Here is a 22,710-nt window from a genome sequence, read left to right on the forward strand (position 1 = left end):
TGGCATGCTCGGCCGATGCGCCGACCTGCTCCCCTGCCCGCCTGCGCGCTGCTGTTGGCCTTGTCGGCCTGCCAGCCCGCACCGGCACCGCTCAGCGATGCCGCCATCGCCGTGCGCGATGCACCGCCCGGGCACCACTTCCGTGGCACGCTCGGCGGCATACCGGTGGAGCTGCTCGTCCAGGACTGCAAGGTGTTCGACGTTGTGCGCGGCGCCGGCCAGACGCTGTCGCTGACCGAGGTGCTGGCACCGGCACCCTACCCGTTCTTCACCGCATGCCAGCGTCAGTCGCTGCGCCAGGAAGACGGCGCGGTGGTCGCCGTGCTGGGGCGCATGGCGTTGGGCGCCGGCGGCTGCTGCGCGACCGGCGGAACCTGGCGGACCCGCGATGGCCGGGTCTGGGAAAAGACCAGCGAACAGGCCACGCCCTGAGGGCCAGCCACGCGGTCGTCGATCAGGGAGCGGTGGCCGCCGGTGCCGCCGCGCGCGGCGCGAACTGCAGGCGGGTCCACACGCCGTAATGGTCCGATGCCCAGCGGCCTTCCGCGTAGGGCTGGTCGAACAGCAGCCGGGCTTCGCGCGCGATCAGGCGATCCTGCTGGAAAAAGATGTGGTCGATCCGCGAGGGCGCCTGGTAGTAATGCCGGTTGAGCGTGCTCACCGCCGCAAGATCGTTGACGTGCACGCTGCCGAAGCTGTCGCCGTAGTGGTTGCGCAGCGCGCTCAGATCGCCCGCATCGACCAGCGCGTTGAAGTCACCGGCAATCACCACCGGCGCGTCGTCCGAGGTGGCGGCGATGAAGGCCAGCAGATCGGCCACCTGCTCGCCGCGAATGCGGCTGCCGTCTTCGTCCGAGCGCTCGTTGAGGTGGGTGGCGTATACGTTCACCGGCTGGCCGTCCACCGCGATCCGCAGGTGCGCCACCGTGCGGTAGTCGGTCAGTGGCGCCAGCAGGTGATCGTTGCGCGCCAGCACCGGGCGCGCGGTCAGCAACGCGTTGCCGTAGCGCTTGGATGCCCCCGGCGGATCGGTGGACACGAACTGGTAGTCGTACCCCAGCTTGCGTGCCAGCCATTGCGCCTGGTTGCGCACCTTCGGCTTCTGGATCACTTCCTGCAGCGCGATCGCATCCGGACGCAGCGCCTTCAGCTCACGCAGGATCACCTCGCGGCGCGCCGGCCAGTCCTCGCGATCGTGGTGCAGGTTGAACGTCACCATCGTCATGCCCGGCGGTGTCGCCGCAGCGGGTTCTGCCGCCGCAGCCGCGCCGGCCAAGGCCAGCGTCGCCAGCAGGCACACCACCAGGTAACGGCCGCCGCAGCGGCCCCATCGGTTCAACAGATGCATCATCACGGTGCCTTGCGTTCTGCCCGGCGTACCGCCGCCGGAATCTCGATCTGGACGGTGGCCGGCAACTGCATCACCCGCAGCTCCTTGCCGTCCCACTGGGCCGGTTCGCCGTTGACGGTGGTCTCGCCGGGTTCGCCGCTGTACGGCCACGGCAGCACCACGCCACCGGGCGGGGCCACCACGCCGGCCGACACGGTCAGCGTCAGCTGCTTCTCGCTGCGGCTCAACGCGTAGTTCAACTGGCCGTTGGGCGTGCGCAGGCCCTGCACGGCGATGCCCTTGCCTTCCAGCCAGCGCACCGGCACGCCGGCCGCCAGCACCAGGCTGTCGTCGAGGTCGCGGTTGTAGGCGAACATGTCCAGCGCCGAACGCACGAAGTCCGAGGCCACCCAGGCATGCGGCAGGTCACCGACGAAGAACGGCTTGCGCGGCGTGTGCGACACCACTTCGGCCCACTGGTTCCAGGCCTGCGGCGCGCGATCGTTGAAGAAGAAACCGGTTGCCTGCCAGGCGCGATCGCGCCAGCCCAGACGCACGAACGCGGCAACGTTGCGCCACTCGTACGGGGTGTAGTCCTTCCACTCGCGCTTGCCGTCGCGGCGCTCCACGAACTGGGTCCAGTAGCGCTCGAAGGTGTTGTCCAGGTACGGCTGCGGCAGGCGGCCCTGCTCGCCGCCCGGTGCCAGCGCGATGGTGGTGGAGGTCGCGTCGAAATCGCCCAGTTCGGCCGAACCCGGCAGGTAGTCGATCTTGTGCAGCGCCACCGCGGCCTGCAGCGAGTTCTGCAGGTCGTCACGGAACTGGTCGCGCGACTCGCTCATCTGCAGCGCTTCGGCCTTGCCCAGCGTGGTGGCGATGATCGCCGCATCCTTGTAGCCACGCAGCGCCCAGAAGTTGTCCCAGTACGAGTGCATCGGCTTGGCCGAATAGCCTTCGTGGCTGATCGAGGCGGGCATCATGCCGTAGAAGGCCGGGTTGCGCGCCCGGTTCTCTTCGGTGCGCTCGCTCAGGCGCAGCTGTTCCATGTAGTTGAACGCGCCCTGCACGTGCGGCCACATCTGCTCCAGGAACGCCGTGTCGCCGGTGTAGCGCCAGTACTCGGCGATGTTGAAGATCAGCTCGCCGTGGCTGTCGTTCTCCGGCACCGGGTCGCTGCCGCGCGCATCCACGCAGCAGGGCACCTTGCCGTTGTCGAACTGGTACGGCGCATACCAGCTCACATAGTCGCGCACGGCGTCATTGCGCCCCATGCGCAGCAGGCCTTCGGAAATCATCGCACCGTCGCGGATCCAGCTGCGCGAGTACGACCGCGTGCCCGGCTGCAGGCTCGGGCCGATGCGCGAGATCAGCATGTGCGCCAGCGCGGTGCGCAGGGTATCCACCAGCGGCTTGCCGGCATCGGGCACCTGCAGCTTCACCTGGTCCAGCCGGGTGCGCCACATCGAGGCGACCTGCTGCTGGGCCTTGGCGGCGTCGAACGCCTTGGGCATGGTCCAGGTGCCGGTCTGCGGCAGCACCAGGGCCACCTCGCGGGTTTCACCCGGCGCGAGCTTCCAGCGGTACAGCAGCGCACCGGACGCCAGCCCGGTGCCGTCCTTGACCTCGCGGGTCTCCGGGATCTTGCCACTGGCCAGGTGCATCACCTCCAGCTTGCTGTCGAAGGCGCTGGCGAAGGCCGCATCGGCCGGCTGCGCGGCATGGATGCGCGGCGCACCGTTGACGTCGACATGGGTCGGGTCCACCGCGAGTGCGTCGATCCGGCTGAAGCCGCCCACGGTGTTGAGGAACTGGGTGGGCGGATTGACCTGCCAGGGCCGCACGGCCAGGGCCAGGGTGTATTCGTGGGCCACCTTGTCCGGGTTGCGCAGGGTGTAGCGGCCGATCAGCTGCGCGTTGTCCGGGCGCCCCTGCACGAAGCCGGTCACCTGCAGCGCGGCCTTGTCGTGGGCCCAGTCCACGCTGGCGATGGGCAGATAGCCGTCCTGCAGCGATTGCCGGCTCTTAACGTCGGCCCAGGTCAGCAGCTTGTTGTCCACCAGCACGAACGGTTCGACGCTGAAGCTGGACTTGGCCACTTCCAGCGCGCCATCTTCGCCGATCAGCGCCTGCTCGCGACCGCCGTCCAGACCCAGCAGGGTCCAGTACGGCTGTTCGCCGGTGAAGCCGCGCGGCACCGAGCCCCGCGGCAGGTCGGTACCGACCGAATGGATGAAGTCATTGGGGGTGTCGGCGAAGTCCAGCGGCTTCACCACGATGTCGCGGATGCCATAGCGCCAGTTCGGGCCGCCCTTCAGGTCGAAACGCAGGTAGCGCGCTTCGGTTTCCGGCAGCGCCAGCCAGTCACGGCCGCCACCCCCGGCGGTGATCTCGCGCAGCGTCTTCCAGCTGCGTCCATCTTCGGAGGAGCGCACCGTGTACCGCGTCGCTTCCAGCCCGGGCAGCCACTGGATCACCGCGCCACCGAACTCGCGGACCTTGTGCAGGTCCAGGCTGATGGTCTGCTCGGCAACCCCGCCGCTGATCCAGACCGTGTCCGGCTTGCCATCGACGATGCGGTTCTGCAACGCCGTGGCGGTATCGGCGATGACCGACGGCGTCAGCGCGCTGGTGTCTTCCGGCGGCAGCGCCTGCAGGGTCAGCCGGTCGAAGCACACCGTGCCCTTGCCGCCAACCTTGCTGTAGATGGTGAACTCCACCGCGGCGCTGCGGGTCAGCGTCTTGTCCGCGCCGGGCCCCCAGGCCTTGTCGATATGGCGCTTGCGGTACTGCACGCCGGTCCACGCCTTGGGGAACACGAAGCCGGGGCGGTTGACCCACCACACGTTGTCGCCGCTGGCGTCGATCAGCTTGAACTGCAGGTCGTTGGACGGCGAGTCGCCGCGCAGCTGGAAGCCGACCTGGTAGTTGCCCGGCCACTCCACGCCAAGCTCGCGGCGGATGCCCACATAGCCGGAGACGTCATGGAAGTCGTAGTCCAGGCACAGCGCGCGCCCGCCGCCGAGGCCGGCGACGCTGCGCAGCGAACCGCTGACCTGGTCGGACAGCACCAGCTTCCACGGCGACATGTCGTCGAAGCCATCCAGCACCCGGGGTGCAGCCGGCGCCGCCGGCGGTGCGGCCCCGGCCGCCAGTGACCAGACCAGACCCAGACCCACCGCGACGACGGCTCGCTTCACCCTTTGACACTCCCCAGCAGCAGACCTTGGATGTAATAGCGCTGCAGCACCAGGAACAGTGCCAGCACCGGAACCACCGTGACCACTGCGCCGGCCATCATCATTTCAACGTCCATGATGTGTTCGCGCGAGAGCGTGGCCAGGGCGACCGGCAAAGTGTAATGCTCCTGGTCGGTCAGCACGATCAACGGCCACATGAAGTCGTTCCACGAGCCCATGAAGGTGAAGATCGACAGCGTCACCAGCACCGGCTTGAGCATCGGCAGCACGATCTGGAAGAAGATCCGCAGCTCCCCTGCCCCGTCGATGCGCGCCGCTTCCAGCAGTTCGTCCGGAATCGACCGGGCGTACTGGCGGACCAGGAAGATGCCGAACACGGTCGCCAGCGCCGGCACGATCACGCCGCCGAAGTTGTTGACCAGGCCCAGCTGCTTCATCAGCAGGAACAGCGGCAGCATCGCCACCTGCGCCGGGATCACCAGCGCGGCCAGCAGCAGCTGGAAGATGCGCTCGCGGCCAACGAAGCGCAGCTTGGCGAAGGCATACCCCGCCATCGTGTTGAGCAGCAGCGAGCCCAGGGTGATCGCCAGCGATACCAGCAGGCTGTTGACGAAGTTGTTGCCCATGCCGGTACGCGCGAACAACTCATGATAGTTCGCGGTCGTCACCGAGGACGGCAGCAGCGGCGGCGGGAAGTGCGCCGCCTCGCCGGTTGGCATGAACGACACCGACAGCATCCACAGCAACGGCGCCAGGCTGACCAGCGCCAGCACCGTCAGGCCACCGTTGACCCACCATGCATGCCAGCGCGACTGACCGATTTCACGACTCATACCAACTGCCTCTTGCGGCCGAAACGCAGCATCAACGTGGTCACCGCCAGGATGATCAGGAACAGCAGGAACGCCACCGCGGAGGCGCGTCCCAGGTTCCACCACTTGAAGCCCTCTTCAAACATGAAATACAGCACGCTCACGGTGCTCTGCAGTGGGTCGCCGCGCGTCATGACGTAGGGTTCGGCGAACAGCTGGAAGTAGCCGGACACGGTAATCACGCCAACCACCAGCAGCACCGGGCCGAGCATCGGCAGGGTGATGTGCAGGAACTGCTTCCAGCGCGAGGCGCCGTCGATGCGCGCGGCCTCATAGAGGTCATGCGGAATCGCCTGCAGGCCGGCCAGGAAGATCACCATGTTGTAGCCGAAGTTCTTCCACACGGCGAACAGCATGATGGTCGGCATGGCCCAGTTGGGGTCGCCAAGCCAGTCGATCGGGCTGATCCCCAGGTGGCCCAGGCCGTAGTTCACCAGGCCATAGCTGGTGTGGAACAGGTAGCGCCAGATCACCGCCACCGCCACCAGGGTGGTCACCACCGGGGCAAACAGCGCGGTACGGAACAGGGCCTTGAAACGGGCCGCCGGGGCATTGAGCAGCATGGCCGCGCCCAGCGACACGCCGATGGACAGCGGCACGCCGACGATCACGAAGTAGGTGGTGTTCCACAGCGACTTCCAGAACATCGGGGTCTGCAGCAGATCGATGTAGTTGCCCAACCCGACGAACCGCAGGTTGGCGCTGTCCGACAGCGAGTACAGGTCGAAGTCGGTGATGCTCAGCGCCAGCGCCGACAACACCGGCAGGCCGAAGAACACGCCGATGACCAGGATGGCCGGGCCGGCGAACATCCAGCCGGCAAGCGAACGCTGCTTCATGGGCGGGCCTCCTGCTGCTTCTGTTCCTGGATCCAGCGTCGTTTGGCGAGGATCTTGTCCACGCGGTCATCCAGTTCGGTCACTGCCGCATCCTGATTGAGGCCACCACGCACCACCTGTTCGGTGGTGATGCGCATTTCCTGCGCGATCCGTTCCCACTCCAGCACCTTCGGGGTCGGCTTGACGCGTTCGAGCTGGTCGCGGAACGGCTGCGCCAGCGGGTCGTTGGCCAGCGACGGGTACGCCCACGCGCTGCGGCGCGGCGGCAGGTCGCCGATGATGGAATGGAAGCGCTGCTGGATCTGCGGCCGCGACAGGAACTCGATCAGCTTCCAGGACGCCTCCTTCTGCTGCGAGGAGCGGAAGATCACCAGACTGGTGCCGCCGGCGATGCCGGCCCCGGGGCCGTCCGGGCCGGGCAGCGCCGCGGTGCCCCACTGGCCTTCCAGCGCCGCCGGCTGCAGCTTCTTGAACTCGCGGATGTTCCAGGGGCCGGACACGTAGAACACGTTGAAGCCGCGGAAGAATTCATCCCAGACGTTGGAGATCTGGGTTTCGGACATGCGCGGCGCCCAGCCCTGGGCAAACATGTTCTCGTAGAAGGCCAGCGTGCGGCGGAAGCCGGGGCTGCGGAAGTTGCCGCGCGTGTCGTTGTCGCGCAGCAGCGGGTCCGGCTGCTGCAGGGCCAGCGACAGCTGCTGCTCGAATTCGTTGATCGGCATCAGCACGGCGTAGCGGTTGGGACCCTGCATCTTCTTGATGGCCGCCATCATCGCGTTCCATTCGGCCCAGGTCCGCGGCGGATGGTCGTAGCCGGCCTTGGCCAGCAGGTCCTTGCGGTAGTACAGCAGACGGGTGTCGACATACCACGGCACGCCCACCAGCTCGTCATGGATGACGTTGGTGTCCCAGATACCCTGGAAATAGTCGGCCGGGTCCACCACGCTGGACTGCGCCACATACGGCTGCAGAGGGGTCAGCGTGTTGAGCTCGGCGAACTCGGGAATCCAGGTGTTGCCGAGCTGGCATACATCCGGCAGCCCGTCGGCAGCGAAGGCGGTCAGCAGCTTCTCATGCGCCGCCGTCCACGGAATGTTCTGCACATCCACATGGATGCCCGGATTCTCCGCCTCGAACTCGCGGATCAGGCCGGTCACGACCTCGGCCTCGCGACCCATCGCCCAGAAGCGCACGGTGACGCCTTCCGGCTCTTTCCGGCAGGCGCTCAACAACAGACTGCCGACCAGCAGCAGCAACAGACTCAGACCCCGCCTGGGGCGCGACGACAATGGCACTGCTTACTTCCCTTGAGGCTGATTGCGGTTGGAATTGTTCTTCTGTTCCTGCGCCGCGGCTGCGCGCGATTCGGCGATGCCGACCGAACGTGCCGACGCCGCTTTCTCGTCTTTCTGCAGCTCCATCGGGGCCGCCTCGCCTTCCGGGGTCAGCCAGCCGCCGCTGAAACCGGCGCGCTCCAGGCCCTTGCGGATGTGCGGGTTCTTCTTCATCACGTCCCAGACGAAATCGTTCCGGTAGTTGGCGATCATGGTCAGGATCGGGCCCTGGTCGATGCCGATGTAGTCGCTGGCCACCCAGCCGCGGTCCGGCACCAGACGCCCGGTCTTGATCGGGATGTCGTAGTTGAAGCTGGGATTGAACGAATCCAGGAAGCCGTAGCTGGAATAGATGTAATCGCCGTAGCGCTTGTGCATCTCTTCGGTGGCCGGGATCACTTCCTCGGGCGCGAACACGATCGAGGCGATCGCCGCGGTCGGCGCGATGGTGCCATCGTCGAAGTTCTCGCGCAGGCCGGCACCGCGCGAGGAGTAATGGCGGAACTGGCGCTGCTCGCCGCGATACTCCTGCGTGGTGTTCTGCGGGCCATCGCTGGCGGTCAGGCCCCACACGTTCTCGCCGTAGTCCTTCCAGTTCATCGGGTTGGCGATGGCGTACTCGCGCTGGGCCAGTGCGGCCGAGCGGCTGTTGAGGAAGTAGGTGCTGCCCCGCTCGCGCATGTAGGCGTCCTGGATGTCGCGGAAGTCCACCCACACGTGCGTGTACTGGTGGCCGAACAGCGGACCGAAGGACAGGTACTCCTGGCCCTGGTAGACGCCCCAGTCGTTGTCGTAGGTACGCGTCCACACCGTCCACGCGTCCGGGCTGACCGGATGGGTCGGCGAGCCGAGCGCGAGGATGTAGACCATCATCGCCTCGTTGTAGCCCATCCAGTCGTGGTCGATGAAGCCGCTTTCGGGGAACCAGCCCATCGAGATCAGCGGCGCACGCTGCTGCAGCCACGCCCAGTCCACGCGCTTGTAGAGCGTATCGGCGATGTCGCGGATCTCTTTCTCGCGCGGGTCGTCACCACTGTAATAGGACTGCGCGAACAGCACGCCCATCATCAGCAGCGCGGTATCCACGCTGGACAGCTCGACCCAGCTGTCATAGCGGCGGCCCTGCTGCATGTCCAGAAAGTGGTAGTAGAAGCCCTTGTAGCCGCCCTTGCCGGTGCGCTGCGGGCCCATCGGCAGGTCGCGGAAGAACTTCAGCGTCAACAGGGTGCGGTCCACCGCCTGGGTGCGGCTGACCCAACCATTCTCGATGCCGATCGGATAGGCGGTCAGCGCGTAGCCCACCGAGGCGATGCTGGCGAACGGGCGCGACGGGAAGCGGTCCGGGCTGAGCCCGTTGACTTCGTTGGTGGTGTCCCAGAAAAACTGGAACGTGCGGCGCTCGATATCGTCGAACAGCGGCGGCAGTTCGGGCTTCATCGGACGCGGCGGCGCGTCGGCCTCGACCAGGATGACCGGAGGCTTGGGCTTGGCCGGTTGTTCCGGCGCCTTCTGGCAACCGACGATTGCTGCGGACAGCAAAGTCAGCGTCACCACCCGACGTGCATTCATCGACCACCACCTTTTCGCATGTTCGTGCTGGAGAGCATAGCCTCAACCAGATTGAAATCGTTTACAGACCCGGCCCCAAAAAAATCCGCGTGTCGAGGGCGGATTGTGGTTGTGCCGGGCAACGCGCGATACCTGCTGCACACGCGCTTGCCGATCATCGACGGGCAAGCGCCTGTGCAGTCCGCCGGTCGGCCGAAGCCGGCCGGCGGTGCTGCCCCGGCATCGCCTGCGAAGGCGATGCCGGGTGATGCGATCAGAAGCGGAAGCCGACTTCCGCCTTGACCTGACGCGGCGTACCAATGATTTCGCCGGTCTCGTTGTAGCTGGCCTCCAGCTTGCCGTTGGTCTTGACGTAGTTGTAGGTGGAGAAGTTGTCGAAGTTGAACACGTTGATGATGTCCAGGCGAGCGTACAGCTCGGTGTCGCCCGCCATCTTGAACGTCTTCGTCGCCTGCAGATCGACCGAACGGTAGCCGAAGATCTTGCCGCCCAGCAGGAACTTGCCATTGGCGTTGGGCACAGCCGCCTGCGGGGTCGGCAGGTTGTAGCCACTGGCCTGCGGCACCGGGTACCAGTCGTTGACGGCGGTCGGGGTGGCCAGGGTGACCTTGCCACCGAAGGTGATGCCCCAGAAGCCCGCGTACGAACCGGTGACCACCAGGCGGTGGCGCGGCGCGCCGTTGGAACGGATGGTCGGGTACTCGCTGATCAGGCCGCGGTCGAACGCGTACTTCTCATTGATGTCGCGGTTGTGGCGCGCGGTGGTCCAGGTGTAGGCGACCGAGGTGCCCCAGCCGCTTTCCTTGGTGAACGGCTTCTGCGCCGACAGCAGGACCTGGGTGGCACGGGTCTTGATGCCCTGCTGGCCGATGATCAGGCTGCCGAAGCCCGGCACGTTGCAGCTCCAGGCCTGGCTCAGGCCCGGGTCGGTGCCGCCGCACAGACGCGGGTCATCGAAGAACTGGCCGGTCGGGTAGCGGTTGCCCAGGGTGAACGCGAAGCCGTCGTAGCTCAGCGTGCGGGCGATCGTGGCGTCGGTCAGCCAGTCACCGATCTGGTTGCTCATGCCCAGGCTGAACTGATCCGAGTACGGAGCCTTCAGATTGTTGTTCAGCAGGTCCACTTCCAGACCGGCATTGCTGGTCGAACCGACCAGGGTCTGCAGGTTGCCGATGCCGTTGAGCAGGTTCGGGTCCCAGTCATAGCAGGCGGCCTGGCCGTTGATGCAGGTGTTGGTGGCCGGGTTGCGGAAGTAGATGGTCGGCTGCGGCAGCGCCAGCTTGGTGGTTTCCAGCTGCAGGTTGTCGAACAGGTCGCGGTCGTACGAACGGCCGGCACCACCGTGGATCACGTGCTGCTCGTCGGCGTTGATGTCATACGAGAAGCCCAGGCGCGGCTGCCAGGCATCCTTGAACGCCTTGCGGTTGTGGCCGTTGCTGATGTAGTCGTCGATGTTCAGACCGCCCAGCGCCAGCGAATCGGCGTAGGTCTGGCCGATGGGCGCGCGCGGGTCCTGCGAGTAGATCGCGTCGACCACCTGCTGCGGGGTCACGAAATCCAGGTAGGACGGGGTCTTCTCGTAGTCCCAGCGCAGGCCGAGGTTGAGCTGCAGGTGGTCGTTGACCTGCCAGTCGTCCTGGATGAACAGGCCGATCTGCTTGGACTTCGAACGCACTTCACCCGACACGCCCGACACGCCGGTCACCGGCTTGACGAACTGCGCCTTGTACGGAATGGAATCCGGGAAGTCCGGATCGCCCAGGCTGTAGGTGAAGGTCGGGTTGATCTGCGCCGCATCGGATGCGTACAGGTCGATCTGCTTGTACTTCGCACCCATCTTGATGGTGTGGTCGCCCATCCACTGGATGCCATCCAGGGTCAGGTTGTCTTCGATCGACCAGCCCTTCTGGCCCTTCACCTGCGAATCCAGCGCCGATGCGCCACCGATCTTCACCACGGTGCGGTCTTCGGTGCCGTCCGGTGCGGTGTAGGTGATGCCGTTGGCCAGGGTCAGCGGGGTCGGGTTGTTGAACGAATCTTCATGGGTGACCATCATTTCGTTGTAGTAACGCTCGCCGCTGTGGTTCCAGCGCAGGGCGTAACGACGGTCGGTGTTGACCACTTCGCGGCCGGCTTCCGGCGAGGTCTGGCCGCTGAACTGCGACTGGGTTTCATCGCGGTCCTGGAAGGTCAGCTCGATGCGATCGTTGTCGGTCGGCTCGAAGTCGATCTTGGCGAAGATCAGGTCCTGCTGGAACGGCTGGCTGGCCGGGCCGAGGCCGGCGGCGCCATCGGGCGGCAGCAGGCTGGCAGCATTGGTGACCGCGCCGTCCGGCGCGATGGTGACCGGCAGGTCGAAGCGCTTGGCTTCATAGGTCACAAAGAAGTGCGCCTTGTCCTGGATGATCGGGCCACCCAGGGCGAAGCCGTATTCCTTCTCGGCCGAGACCATCTTGTCGTTGCCGCCCTGGCGCTCGGCCGGGGTCTTGGCGCGCATGTCTTCGTCGGTGTAACGGTAGAAGGTTTCACCCTTGAACTCGTTGGTACCGGACTTGGTCGCCGCGGTCACGGCCGCGCTGGAGACCTGGCCGTACTCGGCCTTGTAGTTGCCGCTGATGACCTTGTATTCACCGATCGCCAGCTGCGGGAACGGGTTGCCGGCGCTGCCGGACTGGCCGGCCACGCCGCCGCCCTTGACGTAGCTCTTCTGGCCCACGCCATCGATGTACACGTTGGTACCGTCGGAGTTGGTGGCACCGCCGCGCAGCGAGGTGTTGCCCTTGGCGTCGCGGGTGAAGATCAAGCCCGGCACCGCGTCGGCGAACTCCAGGAAGTTGCGCGACACCTGCGGGGTGGTCTGGATCTGCTGCAGGCTGACGGTCTTGCCCACTTCGGAGGTACGCACTTCCTGCAGCAGGGTCGGCGCAACCACGTTGACCGTGTCCAGGTTGGTCGCGTTGGCGGTGCTGCCGTTGGCCGGCGCGCCGCTGAAGTTCAGCGTCGCGGTCGAGGCCACGGTCACCGTCACCTTCTGGGTCTGGCCGTTGGCCACAACATCATAGGTGCCCGGGTCCAGGCCCATCAGCGAGTAGCTGCCATCGGCACGGATGGTGCCGCGGCGCACGGTGCCGGTGGCGACATTGGTGGCAGTGACTTCGGTGCCGGCCTCGGCCTGGGCAACCTGGCCACGCAGCGAGGCGTTGGCCGACTGCGCCATCAGATCCGGCGCAGCGCCCAGCATCAGGCAGCTGACCAGTGCGGTGGTCAGCAGGCGACGGGCCGGCGCGCGATTGCGGTGATTGGAATACGTCATGTAACTCTCCGGGTGGTGGTGGCCGTCTTTGCGGCCCCTGTCTTGTTTTTTTGAAGTGGATGTACGCCCGGCCTCGCGGCCGGGTTACTGCTCGGATCTGGATCTGCTCGAATCACGCACGATCAGGGTCGGCACCAGCGTCTGCTTGTCGCCGGCCCCTTCTGTGTTGTTGCCATCCATCAACTGCAACAGGCGCGTCGCGGCTCTATCGCCGAGGTCGGCGATACTCACCTGCATCGTCGTCAACGACGGGTGAACGAAACGTGCCAGCGGAATGTCATCGAAACCCGCCAGTGCGACATCGAGCGGAACACGGATGCCCGCCTGCGCGAAGGCGTACAGACACCCCAGCGCCATCATGTCGTTGGCGGCGAACACCGCATCGGGCAGCGTGCCGGCTGCCAGCAACTCCTGTCCGGCGCGATGGCCGGAAGCTTCGTCAAAGTCACCGGGCAACTCGATGCCTTCGGCAGCATCGCCGAAGGCGGCGAGCGCATCGCGGAAACCGCGCAGGCGCTCACGGGCGTCGTAGTTGAGATCCGGACCGGAAATGAACGCGATACGGCGATGACCCACCTCCAGCAGGTGGCGGGTCATGGCCATCGCACCGGCATGGTCATCGATGCTCAGCACCGGATGATCCTGCTCGGGCAGATAGGTATTGATCAGCACCGTCGGCAGCGACTGCGGCAGGTTGTCGGTCAGGAAGCCGGGGCTTTCGGCGTACGGCGACAGCACCAGCAGGCCGTCCACCCGTCCGCGCATGGCGCGCAGCGCGGCCCCCTGCTGTTCCTGGTCGCCGTGGTAGCTGGACACCAGCAGGTGCTGGCGGCGCGCACGGGCCACGTTGTCGATGCCGCGCATCAGCTCGGAGAAGAACTCGCCGTACAGGTCGGGCAGCACCACACCGATGGTGTTGGTGCGCCGGCTGCTCAGGCTGCGGGCCGCCGCGTGCGGGGTGTAGCGCAGGCGCGCAGCGACCTCCAGCACCAGCTTGCGCACGGGCTCGGCGACATTTTCATGACCGTTCAGGGCACGCGAGACCGTGGCCACGGAGACCCGGGCTTCGCGAGCAACATCTTTGATTGTGATGGCTGCCTTGTTCACCTCGCCGCCCTCCACGGCTTAGAGATCTGGGCTTGGCGCGGAATGTAAGCGTTTTCAATCCTGAATGTAAACACTACGTTAGCCTCATGTCTCACGGCGGTAACAGAATGCTGTCCACGGCGGGTCCTTCCGGGACTCGCCAGGACAAGACGGGACAAGGGTTTCAGCGGTTTTCGGTCGGACTGCGGGCGTCGATGGACAGGGCGTGGATATCGGTCTCCATCATCGTCCCGACGGCCGCATAGACGGCCCGATGGCGCGCCAACGGCGCCATTCCCGCAAACGCCGCGCTCACCACCTGCACATTGAAGTGGCCGCGACCATCACGCGCGCCCGCATGGCCGGCATGGCGGTGGCTGTCGTCCTCCACCACCAGCTGCTCTGGGGCGAAGGCCGCCTGCAGGGCGGCCCGGATGCGCTCCACGCGCTCGGCATTGCTCATGGCAGCACCTTGCGGAACGGACGCACCTGTACCCGCTCGTATACGCCGGCCGCCACGTACGGGTCGGCGTCGGCCCAGGCGCGGGCCTGCTCCAGGGAGTCGAATGCGGCGATCACCACGCTGCCGCTGAAGCCGGCGGGACCGGGATCCTCGCTGTCGATGGCCGGGCACGGGCCGGCCAGGAGCAGGCGCCCCTCGTCCTGCAGGGCCTGCAGCCGGGCCAGATGGGCCGGCCGCGCCGACTGGCGGGCGGGCAGAACGGCTGCGCCGTCATAGCCTTCAATCACATACCACACAGGCAACTCCCGAGACTCATATAAACAAACGGGACGATTCTAGCCCGGCTCGCTGGACACTGCCGGTGCAAAGCCGTACTCTTGTTCCCATTGCACGTGGCTGGATGCAGCGGCCCGTCGACCCCCGGCTTTTCTGGCCTCGTCGACCGACCCACTGCCCCACACCAGCGCACGTAGACGACCTCCCCGTAGTTCAGTCGCTGCCCATCGCGGCGCGCCTTGCTGTTTGAAGTGTGGAATCGCGCCGACAGCGGCGTGCCTTGGCCTGCCACCCTGCCCCCTGGTTTTCCAGCGGCTGGCACGGTGCGGCGACCGGTCCGTTGCAATACTGACGTCAACTTGATGACTTCCGAACTCGCGCTCGACGCGAACCCGCAAATCCGGCCGACCGCCCCACAGCAGCAGGAAATGCCGCTGGCCGTGGTGCATGGGCAACCGGTCCTGCAGATTCCGCAGGACCTGTACATCCCGCCGGACGCGCTGGAAGTCATCCTGGATGCCTTCGAAGGTCCGCTGGACCTGCTGCTGTACCTGATCCGCCGGCAGAACCTGGACATCCTGGACATTCCGGTTGCCGAGATCACCCGCCAGTACGTCGAGTACATCAACGTCATGCAGGAGCTGCGCTTCGAGCTGGCGGCCGAGTACCTGGTGATGGCGGCGATCCTGGCCGAAGTGAAGTCGCGGATGCTGCTGCCGCGCCCGCCCAGCGTGGAAGGCGACGAAGCCGACCCGCGTGCGGAGCTGGTGCGCCGGCTGCAGGAGTACGAACGTTTCAAGCAGGCTGCCGAGGATATCGACGCCCTGCCCCGGCAGGACCGCGACACCAGCCTGGCGCATGCCTTCGTTCCCGACCGCGCAGCCGTCAAGCTGCCGCCGCCGGTGGACCTGAAGGAAATGCTGATGGCGCTGCACGACGTGCTCAAGCGCGCCGAGCTGTTCACCGGCCATGCGATCAAGCGCGAGGCGCTGAGCGTGCGGCAGCGGATGGGCGACGTGCTGGGCCGTCTGGAAGACGGCCGGTTCTACCGGTTTGAATCGCTGTTCACCGCCGAGGAAGGCAAGCTGGGGGTGCTGGTGACCTTCCTGGCCTTGCTGGAACTGGCCAAGGAACAGCTGCTGGACATCGTCCAGGAAGCTCCGCTGGCGCCGATCTACGTCAAGTCCCTGGCCGCCGGCAACACCAACGAACCGCTGCAGTTCAACAGCGAGTTCGACGACAACGACGCCGCCAACGAATCCGACTGAGCACCCGACCCACGCATGGATCAACCGCTGATCAACCGTATTGTCGAAGGCGCGCTGCTGGCATCCAGCCAGCCGCTGACGCTGGCGCAGTTGCAGGGCCTGTTCCCCGAAGAGGAACCGGCGCCCCCGGGCAGCATCGAACGCGCCCTGGAGCTGCTGCGCGATGGCTGCGGCGGGCGCGGCGTGGAGCTGGTCGAGGTCGCCTCGGGCTTCCGCTTCCAGGTCACCAACGAGGTCCACGGCTACATCACCCGGCTGTGGACCGAACGCAAGACCCGCTACACCCGCGCCACCCTGGAAACGCTGGCGCTGATCGCCTATCGCCAGCCGATCACCCGCGGCGAGATCGAGCAGGTGCGCGGCGTGGCGGTCAGCAGCAACATCATCCAGGCGCTGGAAGAGCGCGAATGGATCCGCGTGATCGGGCACCGTGACGTCCCCGGGCGTCCGGCGCTGTTCGGCACCACCAAGGGCTTCCTGGACTACTTCGGGCTCAAGCGCCTGGACGAACTGCCGCCGCTGTCCGAACTGCGCGACCTGGGCGAGCTGGAACCGCAGCTGCCGCTGGACAGCGACGGCCAGCCGGCCGGCCGCCTGGCCGCCGGCGCCGCCAGCCCGGACGGCGATCTGGATGCCGACGCAGCCAACGACGACGGCACCCCGGCGCCGGCGTCCGCCCCGACGCCGGAGCAGGACCTCGACCCGGCCGCCGCCCGGGCCGCAGCCCGCGCCGCGCTGGCTGCCGCCCGACTGGCGGATCAGCCCGCAGATCAGGACAATAGCGAGGCCTCCGCCGATGCGGATGCCGGCACCACCTCATCCCATGCGTCGTTGTCGCTCCGCGACGACGATGCTGATACGACCGCCAGCGATGGCGAACCCGTTACCGCGCCGGGAGAGCGCGCGGCGCACCAGAACGAAACCGAAGACAACGCCGTCGCGACGACGACCGTGGCTGTTGACGAAGCCGATCCCGAACCAGAGGCCGACGAAACCGTCGCCGGCCGGAGCCAAGTAAATGAGTGACACCCCCCGCAAGCTGTCGTTGAACAAGCTTTCGCTCAAGCGCGAAACCGACACCGAACAGCCCAAGCTCGAAGAGCGCCTGCACAAGGTGCTGGCGCAGGCCGGTCTCGGTTCGCGCCGCGCGCTGGAACAGCGCATTGCCGATGGTCTGGTCAAGGTCAACGGCGAAGTCGCCCAGACCGGTCAGTCGATCAAGAGCGGCGACAAGGTCGAACTGGACGGCCGTGGCTTCGTTGCCACCGCGCTGACCGAGACCTCGCGCGTGCTGGCGTACAACAAGCCGGAAGGCGAAGTCACGACCCGCGAAGATCCCGAAGGTCGCCCGACCGTGTTCGAAGCGCTGCCGGCCTTGAAGGGCGCGCGCTGGATCGCGATCGGCCGCCTGGACATCAACACCACCGGCTTGCTGCTGGCAACCACCGACGGTGAGCTGGCCAACGCGATGATGCACCCCTCCTACGAGGTCGAGCGCGAGTACGTCGTGCGCGTGCGTGCACCGGAAGGCGAAGAAAAGGTGCCGGACAACATCGTCGACCGCCTCGCCCGCGGCGTGGCGCTGGAAGACGGCCCGGCCAAGTTCGACGAGATCGAACGCATCGGCGGCACCGACTCGCACGACTGGTTCCGCGTGGTCGTCAAGGAAGGCCGCAACCGCGAAGTGCGCCGCCTGTGGGAATCGCAGGGCTGCCAAGTCAGCCGCCTCAAGCGCACCCGCTACGGCAAGGTCAGCCTGCCGCGCGAGCTGCTGCGCGGCCAGTCGGTCGAACTGCCGGCCAAGCAGGTCGAAGCGCTGCGCGCCGAACTGAAGCTGGAAGAAGGCGCGCCGTCGGCACTGACCCTGCAGCCGGTGATCGGCCAGCGTCGCGCCGCCAAGACCACCGTGCGCGTGTCGCGCGAAGGTGGCCGCGGCAATGCCTACGTCAACGGCCACAACCAGGCCGATGAAGGCCGCGAGCTGCGTCGTTTCGACAACGTCCGCGAAGAGCGCGGCCGTGGCCGCGGCGGCAAGGGCGGCGGCTTCAAGGGTGGCCTGACGGTCAGCGGCGAAGCAGCGGCCAAGCAGTCGCAGCGCCCATTCAAGCAGCGTCCGGACAAGGGCAACCGCGCCCTGCCGGAAGGCAACCCGGCCGCGTTCCGCAGCTGGTATGTGCCGGACGGTGTCAGCACCGGCCCGAGCAACCACCGCAATGCCGGCCCGGGCGCTGCCCGTGGTCCGGGTGCACGCGGTCCGGGTGCCGGCGCAGGTGCCGGTGGCCAGGGGCGTCCGTATGGCAAGCCGAAGGGTCCGGGCGGCGCAGGCGGCCAGGGTCGCGGCGGCTTCGGCGGTGAAGGCCGTGGCGAAGGCCGTGGCGGCTTCGGCGGCGAGAACCGTGGCGGCTTCGGCGGCCAGGGCCGTCCGGCCGGCGGTGGTGGCGGCAACCGCGGTGGCCAGGGCGGACAGGGCGCGTCGCGCCACCCGTACGGCCATCCGGGCAATGCGCCCAGCTTCCCGTCCGACCATGCCAATCCGGGCGCCAGCCCGTACGGCAGCGCGCGTCCGGCCGGCAATCGCGGCCCGGGTGGTCCGGGTGGCAACCGTGGTCCGGGTGGCCCCGGTGCACGCGGCCCCGGCGGTCCCGGCGGCAATCGCGGTCCCGGCGGCCCGGGCGGCAACCGTGGCCCGGGTGGCCCCGGTGGTCGTGGTCCCGGCGGCCCGGGCGGTCGTCCGGGCGGCGCACGCCCCGGCGGCAGCCGTGGTCCCGGCGGCGGTGGCCACCGTGGCGGCGGCCCGCGCGGCGGCTGATCGCTGAAGCGTCGAACACAAAAAACCCCGGCTTCGGCCGGGGTTTTTCGTTGGTGTGCCGTGGCTGCCGGCGTCGGGCGCGGCCCGGCTGCTGTCAGCGCCGCTCGATGGTGAAGCGGCCCACGCCCACGCCCAGGTCCCAGCCCTTGCCGGTACCGGCCAGGGCCAGCGAGACATCGCCCTTGGTCATCACCTGCGCGTTGCTGGATTTGTCCGCGCCGGCATGCGCTTCGACCGAGGCGTACGAGCCGAGCAGGTCATTGAGCGAGTACGCGCCGGAGAACTTGCCCTTGCCATCCACGATCTTGGACTTGCCCACCGTCAGCCCACCGCCCTTGGCGGTGATCTTGACCGGGATGCGCGCGCCGTTGTCGCAGGTGATGGTGCCGGTACCGGACGCGGTCTTGTACAGCACCGACCAGCCGGCCAGGTTGTAGTGCAGCTCGCAGTCGATGTTGCCGGCGGCCTGTGCGGCCGAGGCCGTCGACAGGCCGGCCAATGCGACCAGTGCCAGGGAAAGCGTCTTCATTGCAGTGCACTCATGCGGAAGGGAACGGCCCGAATCTAGCAGCGCGCGCGTCGCGCCCGCATGAGGCCGCACACCCGCGTGCGGCATCCGTTCAGTAGTGCTGGCCGCTGGCCGGCAGCATCGGTGCTGCATGGCGTGCGTGGAGCCGGCCAGCGGCCGGCACTACCGGTTCTGCTTGCCGGCCAGCGGCCGGCACTACCGGTTCTGCATGCCGGCAAGCGGCCGGCGGCGTCCGGGGTGTTGCATGGCGTGCGTGGAGCCGGCCAGCGGCCGGCGTTATGGGCGGCTGTGCAGGTCGAAGCTGTCGGCGTCCAGCATCGCCGGGAAGCGTGCGCGGTGCGCGGCCAGCGCTGCCGCCGAGATGGTGGTGGTGACCACCTGCTCGCGCTCGCGGATCTCCACCTGCGGCTGGCCGAGGAAGTCGATCACCGCGCTGTCGCCGGCGTAGTGCAGGTCGTTGCCGTCGATGCCGACGCGGTTGACCGCCGCCACGTAGCACAGGTTCTCGATCGCGCGCGCGCGCAGCAGCGTGCGCCACGGATAGGCGCGCGCCGAAGGCCAGTTGGCGACGAAGATCTGCAGATCGAAATCCAGGTCGTCGGCACGCTCGACGTTGTAGCGGTTGCGGCAGAACACCGGGAAGCGCAGGTCGTAGCAGACCTGCGGATTGATCCGCCAGCCTTTCCACTCCACGCTCAGCCGCGCGTTGCCGGCGGCGTAGCGCAGGTGCTCGCCGCCGTAGCGGAACAGGTGCCGCTTGTCGTAGTACTGCAGTTCGCCATCCGGCGTGGCCCACAGCAGGCGGTTGAACACCCCGTCCCCGATGCGCAGCTGCACGCTGCCGGTGACCGCCGCGCCCAGCCGCACCGCCTGCTCGCGGAGCCAGGCCACCGTGGGGCCCTCCATGTTCTCGGCCTTGTCGATGGCCTCGTTGGAGAAACCACTGGTGAAGGTTTCCGGCAGGATCACCAGATCGGTCTGCCCGGCCAGCGGTGCCAGCAGCGCACCGTAGTACGCACGGTTGCCGGCCGGATCGTGCCAGCGGGTGTCGCCCTGGACCAGGCTGATACGCAGATCGGGACGTTCGGTGGGGGTCATCACAGCACCTGCAGGCGCGCGATCGCCGCATCGAGCGTGGCGTCGTTCTTGGCAAAGCACAGCCGCACCAGGCGTTGGCCTTCCGGCGCGGTCTCGTAGAACGGCGACAGCGGAATGGCCGCCACGCCCTTCTCGATGGTCAGCCACTTCACGAATTCGTGGTCGGGCAGATCGCTGATGGCCGAGTAGTCCACGAGCTGGAAGTAACCGCCCGGCACCGGCAGCGGGGTCAGGCGGGTGGTCAGCAGCTGTTCGCGGAAGCGGTCGCGCTTGGCCTGGTAGAACGCGCCCAGTTCCAGGTGGTGTCCGGGCTCGTCACGGATCATCGCGGCAAAGCCGTACTGCGCCGGGCCGAAGCTGGTGAAGGTGTTGTACTGGTGGACCTTGCGGAACTCCGCACTCATCGCCGGCGGCGCGATCGCGTAGCCGATCTTCCAGCCGGTGCAGTGGTAGGTCTTGCCGAAGCTGGAAATCACGAACGCGCGGTCGCGCAGCTCGGGGTAGCGCAGCGCCGATTCATGGCGGCGGCCGTCGTAGATGATGTGTTCGTACACCTCATCGGAGATCAGGTAGATGCCGGTGCCGCGCAGCACATCCGCCAGCGCCTGCATGTCATCGGCGGTCAGCATCGCGCCGGACGGGTTGTGCGGGGTGTTGACCATCAGCAGGCGGGTGCGCGGGGTGATCGCCGCGCGCACGCGGTCCCAGTCCACCGCGAAGGTCTGCGGGTCCAGCGGCACATGCACGGCCACCGCGCCGGCCAGCTCGATGGCCGGCTCGTAGCAGTCGTACGCCGGGTCCAGCACGATCACTTCCTCACCCGGGCGCACCACGGCGTGGATGGCGTTGAAGATCGCTTCGGTGGCACCGCTGGTCACGGTGATCTCGGCGTCCGGATCGACCTGCGCGCCGTACAGATCCAGCGACTTCTGCGCGATGGCCTGGCGCAGCGGTGCCACGCCGGTCATCGGCGGATACTGGTTCAGCCCGCCGTGCATGGCCTTGACCGTTTCATCGATCAGGCGCTGCGGCGCGGAGAAGTCCGGGAACCCCTGGCCCAGGTTCACGGCGCCGTGTTCGGCAGCCAACTGGGACATCACGGTGAAGATGGTGGTGCCCACCTTGGGCAGCTTGGTCTGCGGTTGCATCGGCAAGGAAGATGAAATGGGGAAAGTCCAGTGTACGCAAAACGTCCGCAGCCATGACGGCAGACACCCTCCGCTGGCGGGTGCGGCCCCTTCCGGCGCCGCCCCTCCCCCCCCCGCCCCCGCTACAATGGCGGCCCTTTCCCGGTGTGAAGCCTGAGCCCCTTGAACGCTCCTCCGTTGCTGGCCGCGCATGGCCTTGGCTTCAGTCGCAACGATGAACCGGTCTTCGGGCCGCTCGACTTCCATATCGATCCCGGCGAAGCCCTGCTCGTGCAGGGCGAAAACGGCGCCGGCAAGACCACCCTGCTGCGGGTGCTGGCCGGGCTGCTGCGCGCCGACAGCGGCCAGGTGCAGATCGATGGCCGCGTGGCCGGCCACAAGGAACGGTCGCAGTACGTGGCCTACCTGAGCCACCTGCCCGCACTCAAACCGGATCTGGACACGCTGGAGAACCTGCAATTCCTGTGTGGGCTGCATGGCCGCCGCGCGCGCCAGATGCCCGGCAACGCGCTGGCCATCGTCGGCCTTGCCGGGTATGAGGACACCCTGGTCCGCCAGCTCTCCGCCGGCCAGAAGCGTCGCCTGGCCCTGGCGCGCGTGTGGTTGTCGCCGGCCCCGCTGTGGCTGCTCGACGAGCCCTACGCCAATCTCGACCTGGACGGCATCAACCTGGTGAACCGCATGATTTCCGCCCACCTGCGCAGCGGTGGCGCCGCGCTGGTCACCACCCACGGCGCCTACGCCGCCCCGCCGGTGCGCACCCGCCTGATCGACCTGACGCCCGTTGAGCAGCGCCCCGGCACCGCAGGCGGTGCCGCATGATCGCGCCGGGCACCGAACCGGGCCTGTGGCAGACCGCCCGTGCCCTGGTCACGCGCGACCTGCGCCTGCTCTGGCGCCGCCGCGGCGACGCGCTGCAGCCGCTGCTGTTCGCGCTGCTGGTGGTGGTGCTGTTCGCGCTGGCGCTCGGCCGCGAGTCGTCGCTGATGGGTCAGGTGGGCGCGGCGGTGCTGTGGCTGGCGGTGCTGCTGGCCGGCCAGCTCGCGCTGGATTCGCTGTTCCGCAGCGATGCCGAGGACGGTTCGCTGGAGCAATGGCTGCTGGCGCCGGTCCCGCTGGCCTGGCTGGTGCTGGTGCGGGTGCTGCTGCACTGGGCCACCACCGCGCTGCCGCTGATCGCGATCACGCCGCTGCTGGCCGAAATGCTGCACGTGCCACATGACCAACTACCGATCCTGCTGGCATCGTTGCTGCTGGGAACGCCGGTGCTGAGTCTGATCGGTGGCGTGGTCGCCGCGCTGACGGTGAGCATCCGGCGCTCTGGTATTCTCGTGGCGTTGCTGGCGTTGCCGCTGTACGTACCGGTGCTGGTGTTTGGTGCGGGCAGTGTCGGTGCGGCGGCACGCGGGCAGGATCCGGTCGGTGCGCTGCTGCTGTTGGCCGCCGGGCTGGTGGTGGCGCTGGTGCTGGCGCCGCTGGCCACCGCAGCCGCCATCCGGATTTCGCTGAGTTGAGTCGCTGTTCCCGTGCCACCGTTCCAGTGTCATCGTTTAACGAGCCACTCCACGTCCGTTGGATC

The 22,710-nt window shown here is 67.4% G+C and carries 19 protein-coding genes; 6 read left to right on the top strand and 13 right to left on the bottom strand.

All coding sequences use genetic code 11. The features are described 5' to 3' along the window. Positions 1 to 15 precede the first annotated feature (15 nt). Positions 16 to 432, top strand: a complete 417-nt coding sequence (locus tag ACLB90_RS02560) for a hypothetical protein (protein WP_411851485.1) — start codon at positions 16 to 18, stop codon at positions 430 to 432. Between the two features lie 22 nt (positions 433 to 454). Here the strand turns inward: ACLB90_RS02560 and ACLB90_RS02565 are convergent, their stop codons facing one another. From ACLB90_RS02565 to ACLB90_RS02610, 10 genes are all read right to left on the bottom strand, one after another. Then, the gene (locus ACLB90_RS02565; protein WP_411851486.1) at positions 455 to 1,348 is read right to left on the bottom strand and encodes an endonuclease/exonuclease/phosphatase family protein; all 894 of its coding nucleotides are present in this window, start codon (positions 1,346 to 1,348) and stop codon (positions 455 to 457) included. A 2-nt stretch (positions 1,349 to 1,350) separates the two neighbouring features. Next, positions 1,351 to 4,527 (bottom strand): discoidin domain-containing protein, encoded by a 3,177-nt coding sequence (locus ACLB90_RS02570; RefSeq protein WP_411851487.1) that lies wholly within the window; start codon positions 4,525 to 4,527, stop codon positions 1,351 to 1,353. Continuing rightward, positions 4,524 to 5,360 carry a carbohydrate ABC transporter permease gene (locus ACLB90_RS02575; RefSeq protein ID WP_017357393.1) on the bottom strand — a complete coding sequence of 279 codons (837 nt, stop codon included), beginning with the start codon at positions 5,358 to 5,360 and terminating at the stop codon, positions 4,524 to 4,526. Before ACLB90_RS02575 ends, ACLB90_RS02570 begins: the two co-directional genes overlap by 4 nt. After that, positions 5,357 to 6,238: a carbohydrate ABC transporter permease gene (locus ACLB90_RS02580; protein ID WP_017357394.1), complete on the bottom strand. Its 882-nt coding sequence runs from the start codon at positions 6,236 to 6,238 to the stop codon at positions 5,357 to 5,359. The genes ACLB90_RS02575 and ACLB90_RS02580 overlap by 4 nt, the downstream gene beginning before the upstream one ends. Further along, entirely contained in the window at positions 6,235 to 7,503 is a 1,269-nt protein-coding gene (locus ACLB90_RS02585; RefSeq protein WP_411852678.1) for a sugar ABC transporter substrate-binding protein, read from the bottom strand. The genes ACLB90_RS02580 and ACLB90_RS02585 overlap by 4 nt, the downstream gene beginning before the upstream one ends. A 33-nt stretch (positions 7,504 to 7,536) precedes the next feature. Next, a complete protein-coding gene (locus ACLB90_RS02590) occupies positions 7,537 to 9,141 on the bottom strand; it encodes a glucoamylase family protein (protein ID WP_411851488.1) in 1,605 nt (534 codons plus the stop codon). A 253-nt stretch (positions 9,142 to 9,394) separates the two neighbouring features. Further along, positions 9,395 to 12,454 (bottom strand): TonB-dependent receptor domain-containing protein, encoded by a 3,060-nt coding sequence (locus ACLB90_RS02595; RefSeq protein ID WP_411851489.1) that lies wholly within the window; start codon positions 12,452 to 12,454, stop codon positions 9,395 to 9,397. Between the two features lie 84 nt (positions 12,455 to 12,538). Beyond that, on the bottom strand, positions 12,539 to 13,576 hold the full coding sequence (locus ACLB90_RS02600; protein WP_411851490.1) for a LacI family DNA-binding transcriptional regulator: 1,038 nt from the start codon (positions 13,574 to 13,576) through the stop codon (positions 12,539 to 12,541). A gap of 148 nt (positions 13,577 to 13,724) precedes the next feature. Then, positions 13,725 to 14,003: a BolA family protein gene (locus ACLB90_RS02605; protein ID WP_411851491.1), complete on the bottom strand. Its 279-nt coding sequence runs from the start codon at positions 14,001 to 14,003 to the stop codon at positions 13,725 to 13,727. After that, positions 14,000 to 14,299 carry a YciI family protein gene (locus ACLB90_RS02610; RefSeq protein WP_411852679.1) on the bottom strand — a complete coding sequence of 100 codons (300 nt, stop codon included), beginning with the start codon at positions 14,297 to 14,299 and terminating at the stop codon, positions 14,000 to 14,002. Before ACLB90_RS02610 ends, ACLB90_RS02605 begins: the two co-directional genes overlap by 4 nt. A 342-nt stretch (positions 14,300 to 14,641) precedes the next feature. Here ACLB90_RS02610 and ACLB90_RS02615 point away from each other — a divergent pair, with 342 nt between their 5' ends. From ACLB90_RS02615 to ACLB90_RS02625, 3 genes are read left to right on the top strand one after another with little or no spacing between them, the layout of a single operon-like run. Next, on the top strand, positions 14,642 to 15,547 hold the full coding sequence (locus tag ACLB90_RS02615; RefSeq protein WP_017357401.1) for a segregation and condensation protein A: 906 nt from the start codon (positions 14,642 to 14,644) through the stop codon (positions 15,545 to 15,547). 15 nt (positions 15,548 to 15,562) lie between these two features. Then, on the top strand, positions 15,563 to 16,573 hold the full coding sequence (gene scpB / locus ACLB90_RS02620; RefSeq protein ID WP_411851492.1) for an SMC-Scp complex subunit ScpB: 1,011 nt from the start codon (positions 15,563 to 15,565) through the stop codon (positions 16,571 to 16,573). Beyond that, on the top strand, positions 16,566 to 18,356 hold the full coding sequence (locus ACLB90_RS02625) for a pseudouridine synthase (RefSeq protein WP_411851493.1): 1,791 nt from the start codon (positions 16,566 to 16,568) through the stop codon (positions 18,354 to 18,356). The genes scpB and ACLB90_RS02625 overlap by 8 nt, the downstream gene beginning before the upstream one ends. Positions 18,357 to 18,450: 94 nt before the next feature. Here ACLB90_RS02625 and ACLB90_RS02630 read toward each other — a convergent pair whose 3' ends face one another. The 3 genes from ACLB90_RS02630 to ACLB90_RS02640 form a co-directional block, all read right to left on the bottom strand. Beyond that, positions 18,451 to 18,885, bottom strand: a complete 435-nt coding sequence (locus ACLB90_RS02630) for a hypothetical protein (protein ID WP_411851494.1) — start codon at positions 18,883 to 18,885, stop codon at positions 18,451 to 18,453. 276 nt (positions 18,886 to 19,161) lie between these two features. After that, positions 19,162 to 19,983: an amidohydrolase gene (locus tag ACLB90_RS02635; protein ID WP_411851495.1), complete on the bottom strand. Its 822-nt coding sequence runs from the start codon at positions 19,981 to 19,983 to the stop codon at positions 19,162 to 19,164. Then, on the bottom strand, positions 19,983 to 21,131 hold the full coding sequence (locus ACLB90_RS02640) for a pyridoxal phosphate-dependent aminotransferase (protein WP_411851496.1): 1,149 nt from the start codon (positions 21,129 to 21,131) through the stop codon (positions 19,983 to 19,985). Before ACLB90_RS02640 ends, ACLB90_RS02635 begins: the two co-directional genes overlap by 1 nt. Positions 21,132 to 21,293: 162 nt before the next feature. Between ACLB90_RS02640 and ccmA the strand changes: the two genes are divergently transcribed. Continuing rightward, complete coding sequence (gene ccmA, locus ACLB90_RS02645) at positions 21,294 to 21,953, top strand: heme ABC exporter ATP-binding protein CcmA (protein WP_411851497.1); 660 nt, start codon at positions 21,294 to 21,296, stop codon at positions 21,951 to 21,953. After that, the gene (ccmB, locus tag ACLB90_RS02650; protein WP_411851498.1) at positions 21,950 to 22,645 is read left to right on the top strand and encodes a heme exporter protein CcmB; all 696 of its coding nucleotides are present in this window, start codon (positions 21,950 to 21,952) and stop codon (positions 22,643 to 22,645) included. Before ccmA ends, ccmB begins: the two co-directional genes overlap by 4 nt. The last annotated feature ends 65 nt before the right edge of the window (positions 22,646 to 22,710 follow it).

Source organism: Stenotrophomonas sp. LGBM10 (genome assembly GCF_046736075.1).
In the GTDB taxonomy this organism is placed as follows: Bacteria; Pseudomonadota; Gammaproteobacteria; order Xanthomonadales; family Xanthomonadaceae; genus Stenotrophomonas.

What these genes read in the sequence shown, in the direction of transcription:
- ACLB90_RS02635 (WP_411851495.1), bottom strand. Translation starts at nt 19,983, where the DNA reads ATGACCCCCACCGAACGTCCCGATCTGCGTATCAGCCTGGTCCAGGGC.
- ACLB90_RS02590 (WP_411851488.1), bottom strand. Translation starts at nt 9,141, where the DNA reads ATGAATGCACGTCGGGTGGTGACGCTGACTTTGCTGTCCGCAGCAATC.
- scpB (WP_411851492.1), top strand. Translation starts at nt 15,563, where the DNA reads ATGGATCAACCGCTGATCAACCGTATTGTCGAAGGCGCGCTGCTGGCA.
- ACLB90_RS02630 (WP_411851494.1), bottom strand. Translation starts at nt 18,885, where the DNA reads ATGAAGACGCTTTCCCTGGCACTGGTCGCATTGGCCGGCCTGTCGACG.
- ACLB90_RS02575 (WP_017357393.1), bottom strand. Translation starts at nt 5,360, where the DNA reads ATGAGTCGTGAAATCGGTCAGTCGCGCTGGCATGCATGGTGGGTCAAC.
- ACLB90_RS02565 (WP_411851486.1), bottom strand. Translation starts at nt 1,348, where the DNA reads ATGCATCTGTTGAACCGATGGGGCCGCTGCGGCGGCCGTTACCTGGTG.
- ACLB90_RS02560 (WP_411851485.1), top strand. Translation starts at nt 16, where the DNA reads ATGCGCCGACCTGCTCCCCTGCCCGCCTGCGCGCTGCTGTTGGCCTTG.
- ACLB90_RS02605 (WP_411851491.1), bottom strand. Translation starts at nt 14,003, where the DNA reads ATGAGCAATGCCGAGCGCGTGGAGCGCATCCGGGCCGCCCTGCAGGCG.
- ACLB90_RS02640 (WP_411851496.1), bottom strand. Translation starts at nt 21,131, where the DNA reads ATGCAACCGCAGACCAAGCTGCCCAAGGTGGGCACCACCATCTTCACC.
- ccmB (WP_411851498.1), top strand. Translation starts at nt 21,950, where the DNA reads ATGATCGCGCCGGGCACCGAACCGGGCCTGTGGCAGACCGCCCGTGCC.
- ACLB90_RS02595 (WP_411851489.1), bottom strand. Translation starts at nt 12,454, where the DNA reads ATGACGTATTCCAATCACCGCAATCGCGCGCCGGCCCGTCGCCTGCTG.
- ACLB90_RS02580 (WP_017357394.1), bottom strand. Translation starts at nt 6,238, where the DNA reads ATGAAGCAGCGTTCGCTTGCCGGCTGGATGTTCGCCGGCCCGGCCATC.
- ACLB90_RS02615 (WP_017357401.1), top strand. Translation starts at nt 14,642, where the DNA reads ATGACTTCCGAACTCGCGCTCGACGCGAACCCGCAAATCCGGCCGACC.
- ACLB90_RS02625 (WP_411851493.1), top strand. Translation starts at nt 16,566, where the DNA reads ATGAGTGACACCCCCCGCAAGCTGTCGTTGAACAAGCTTTCGCTCAAG.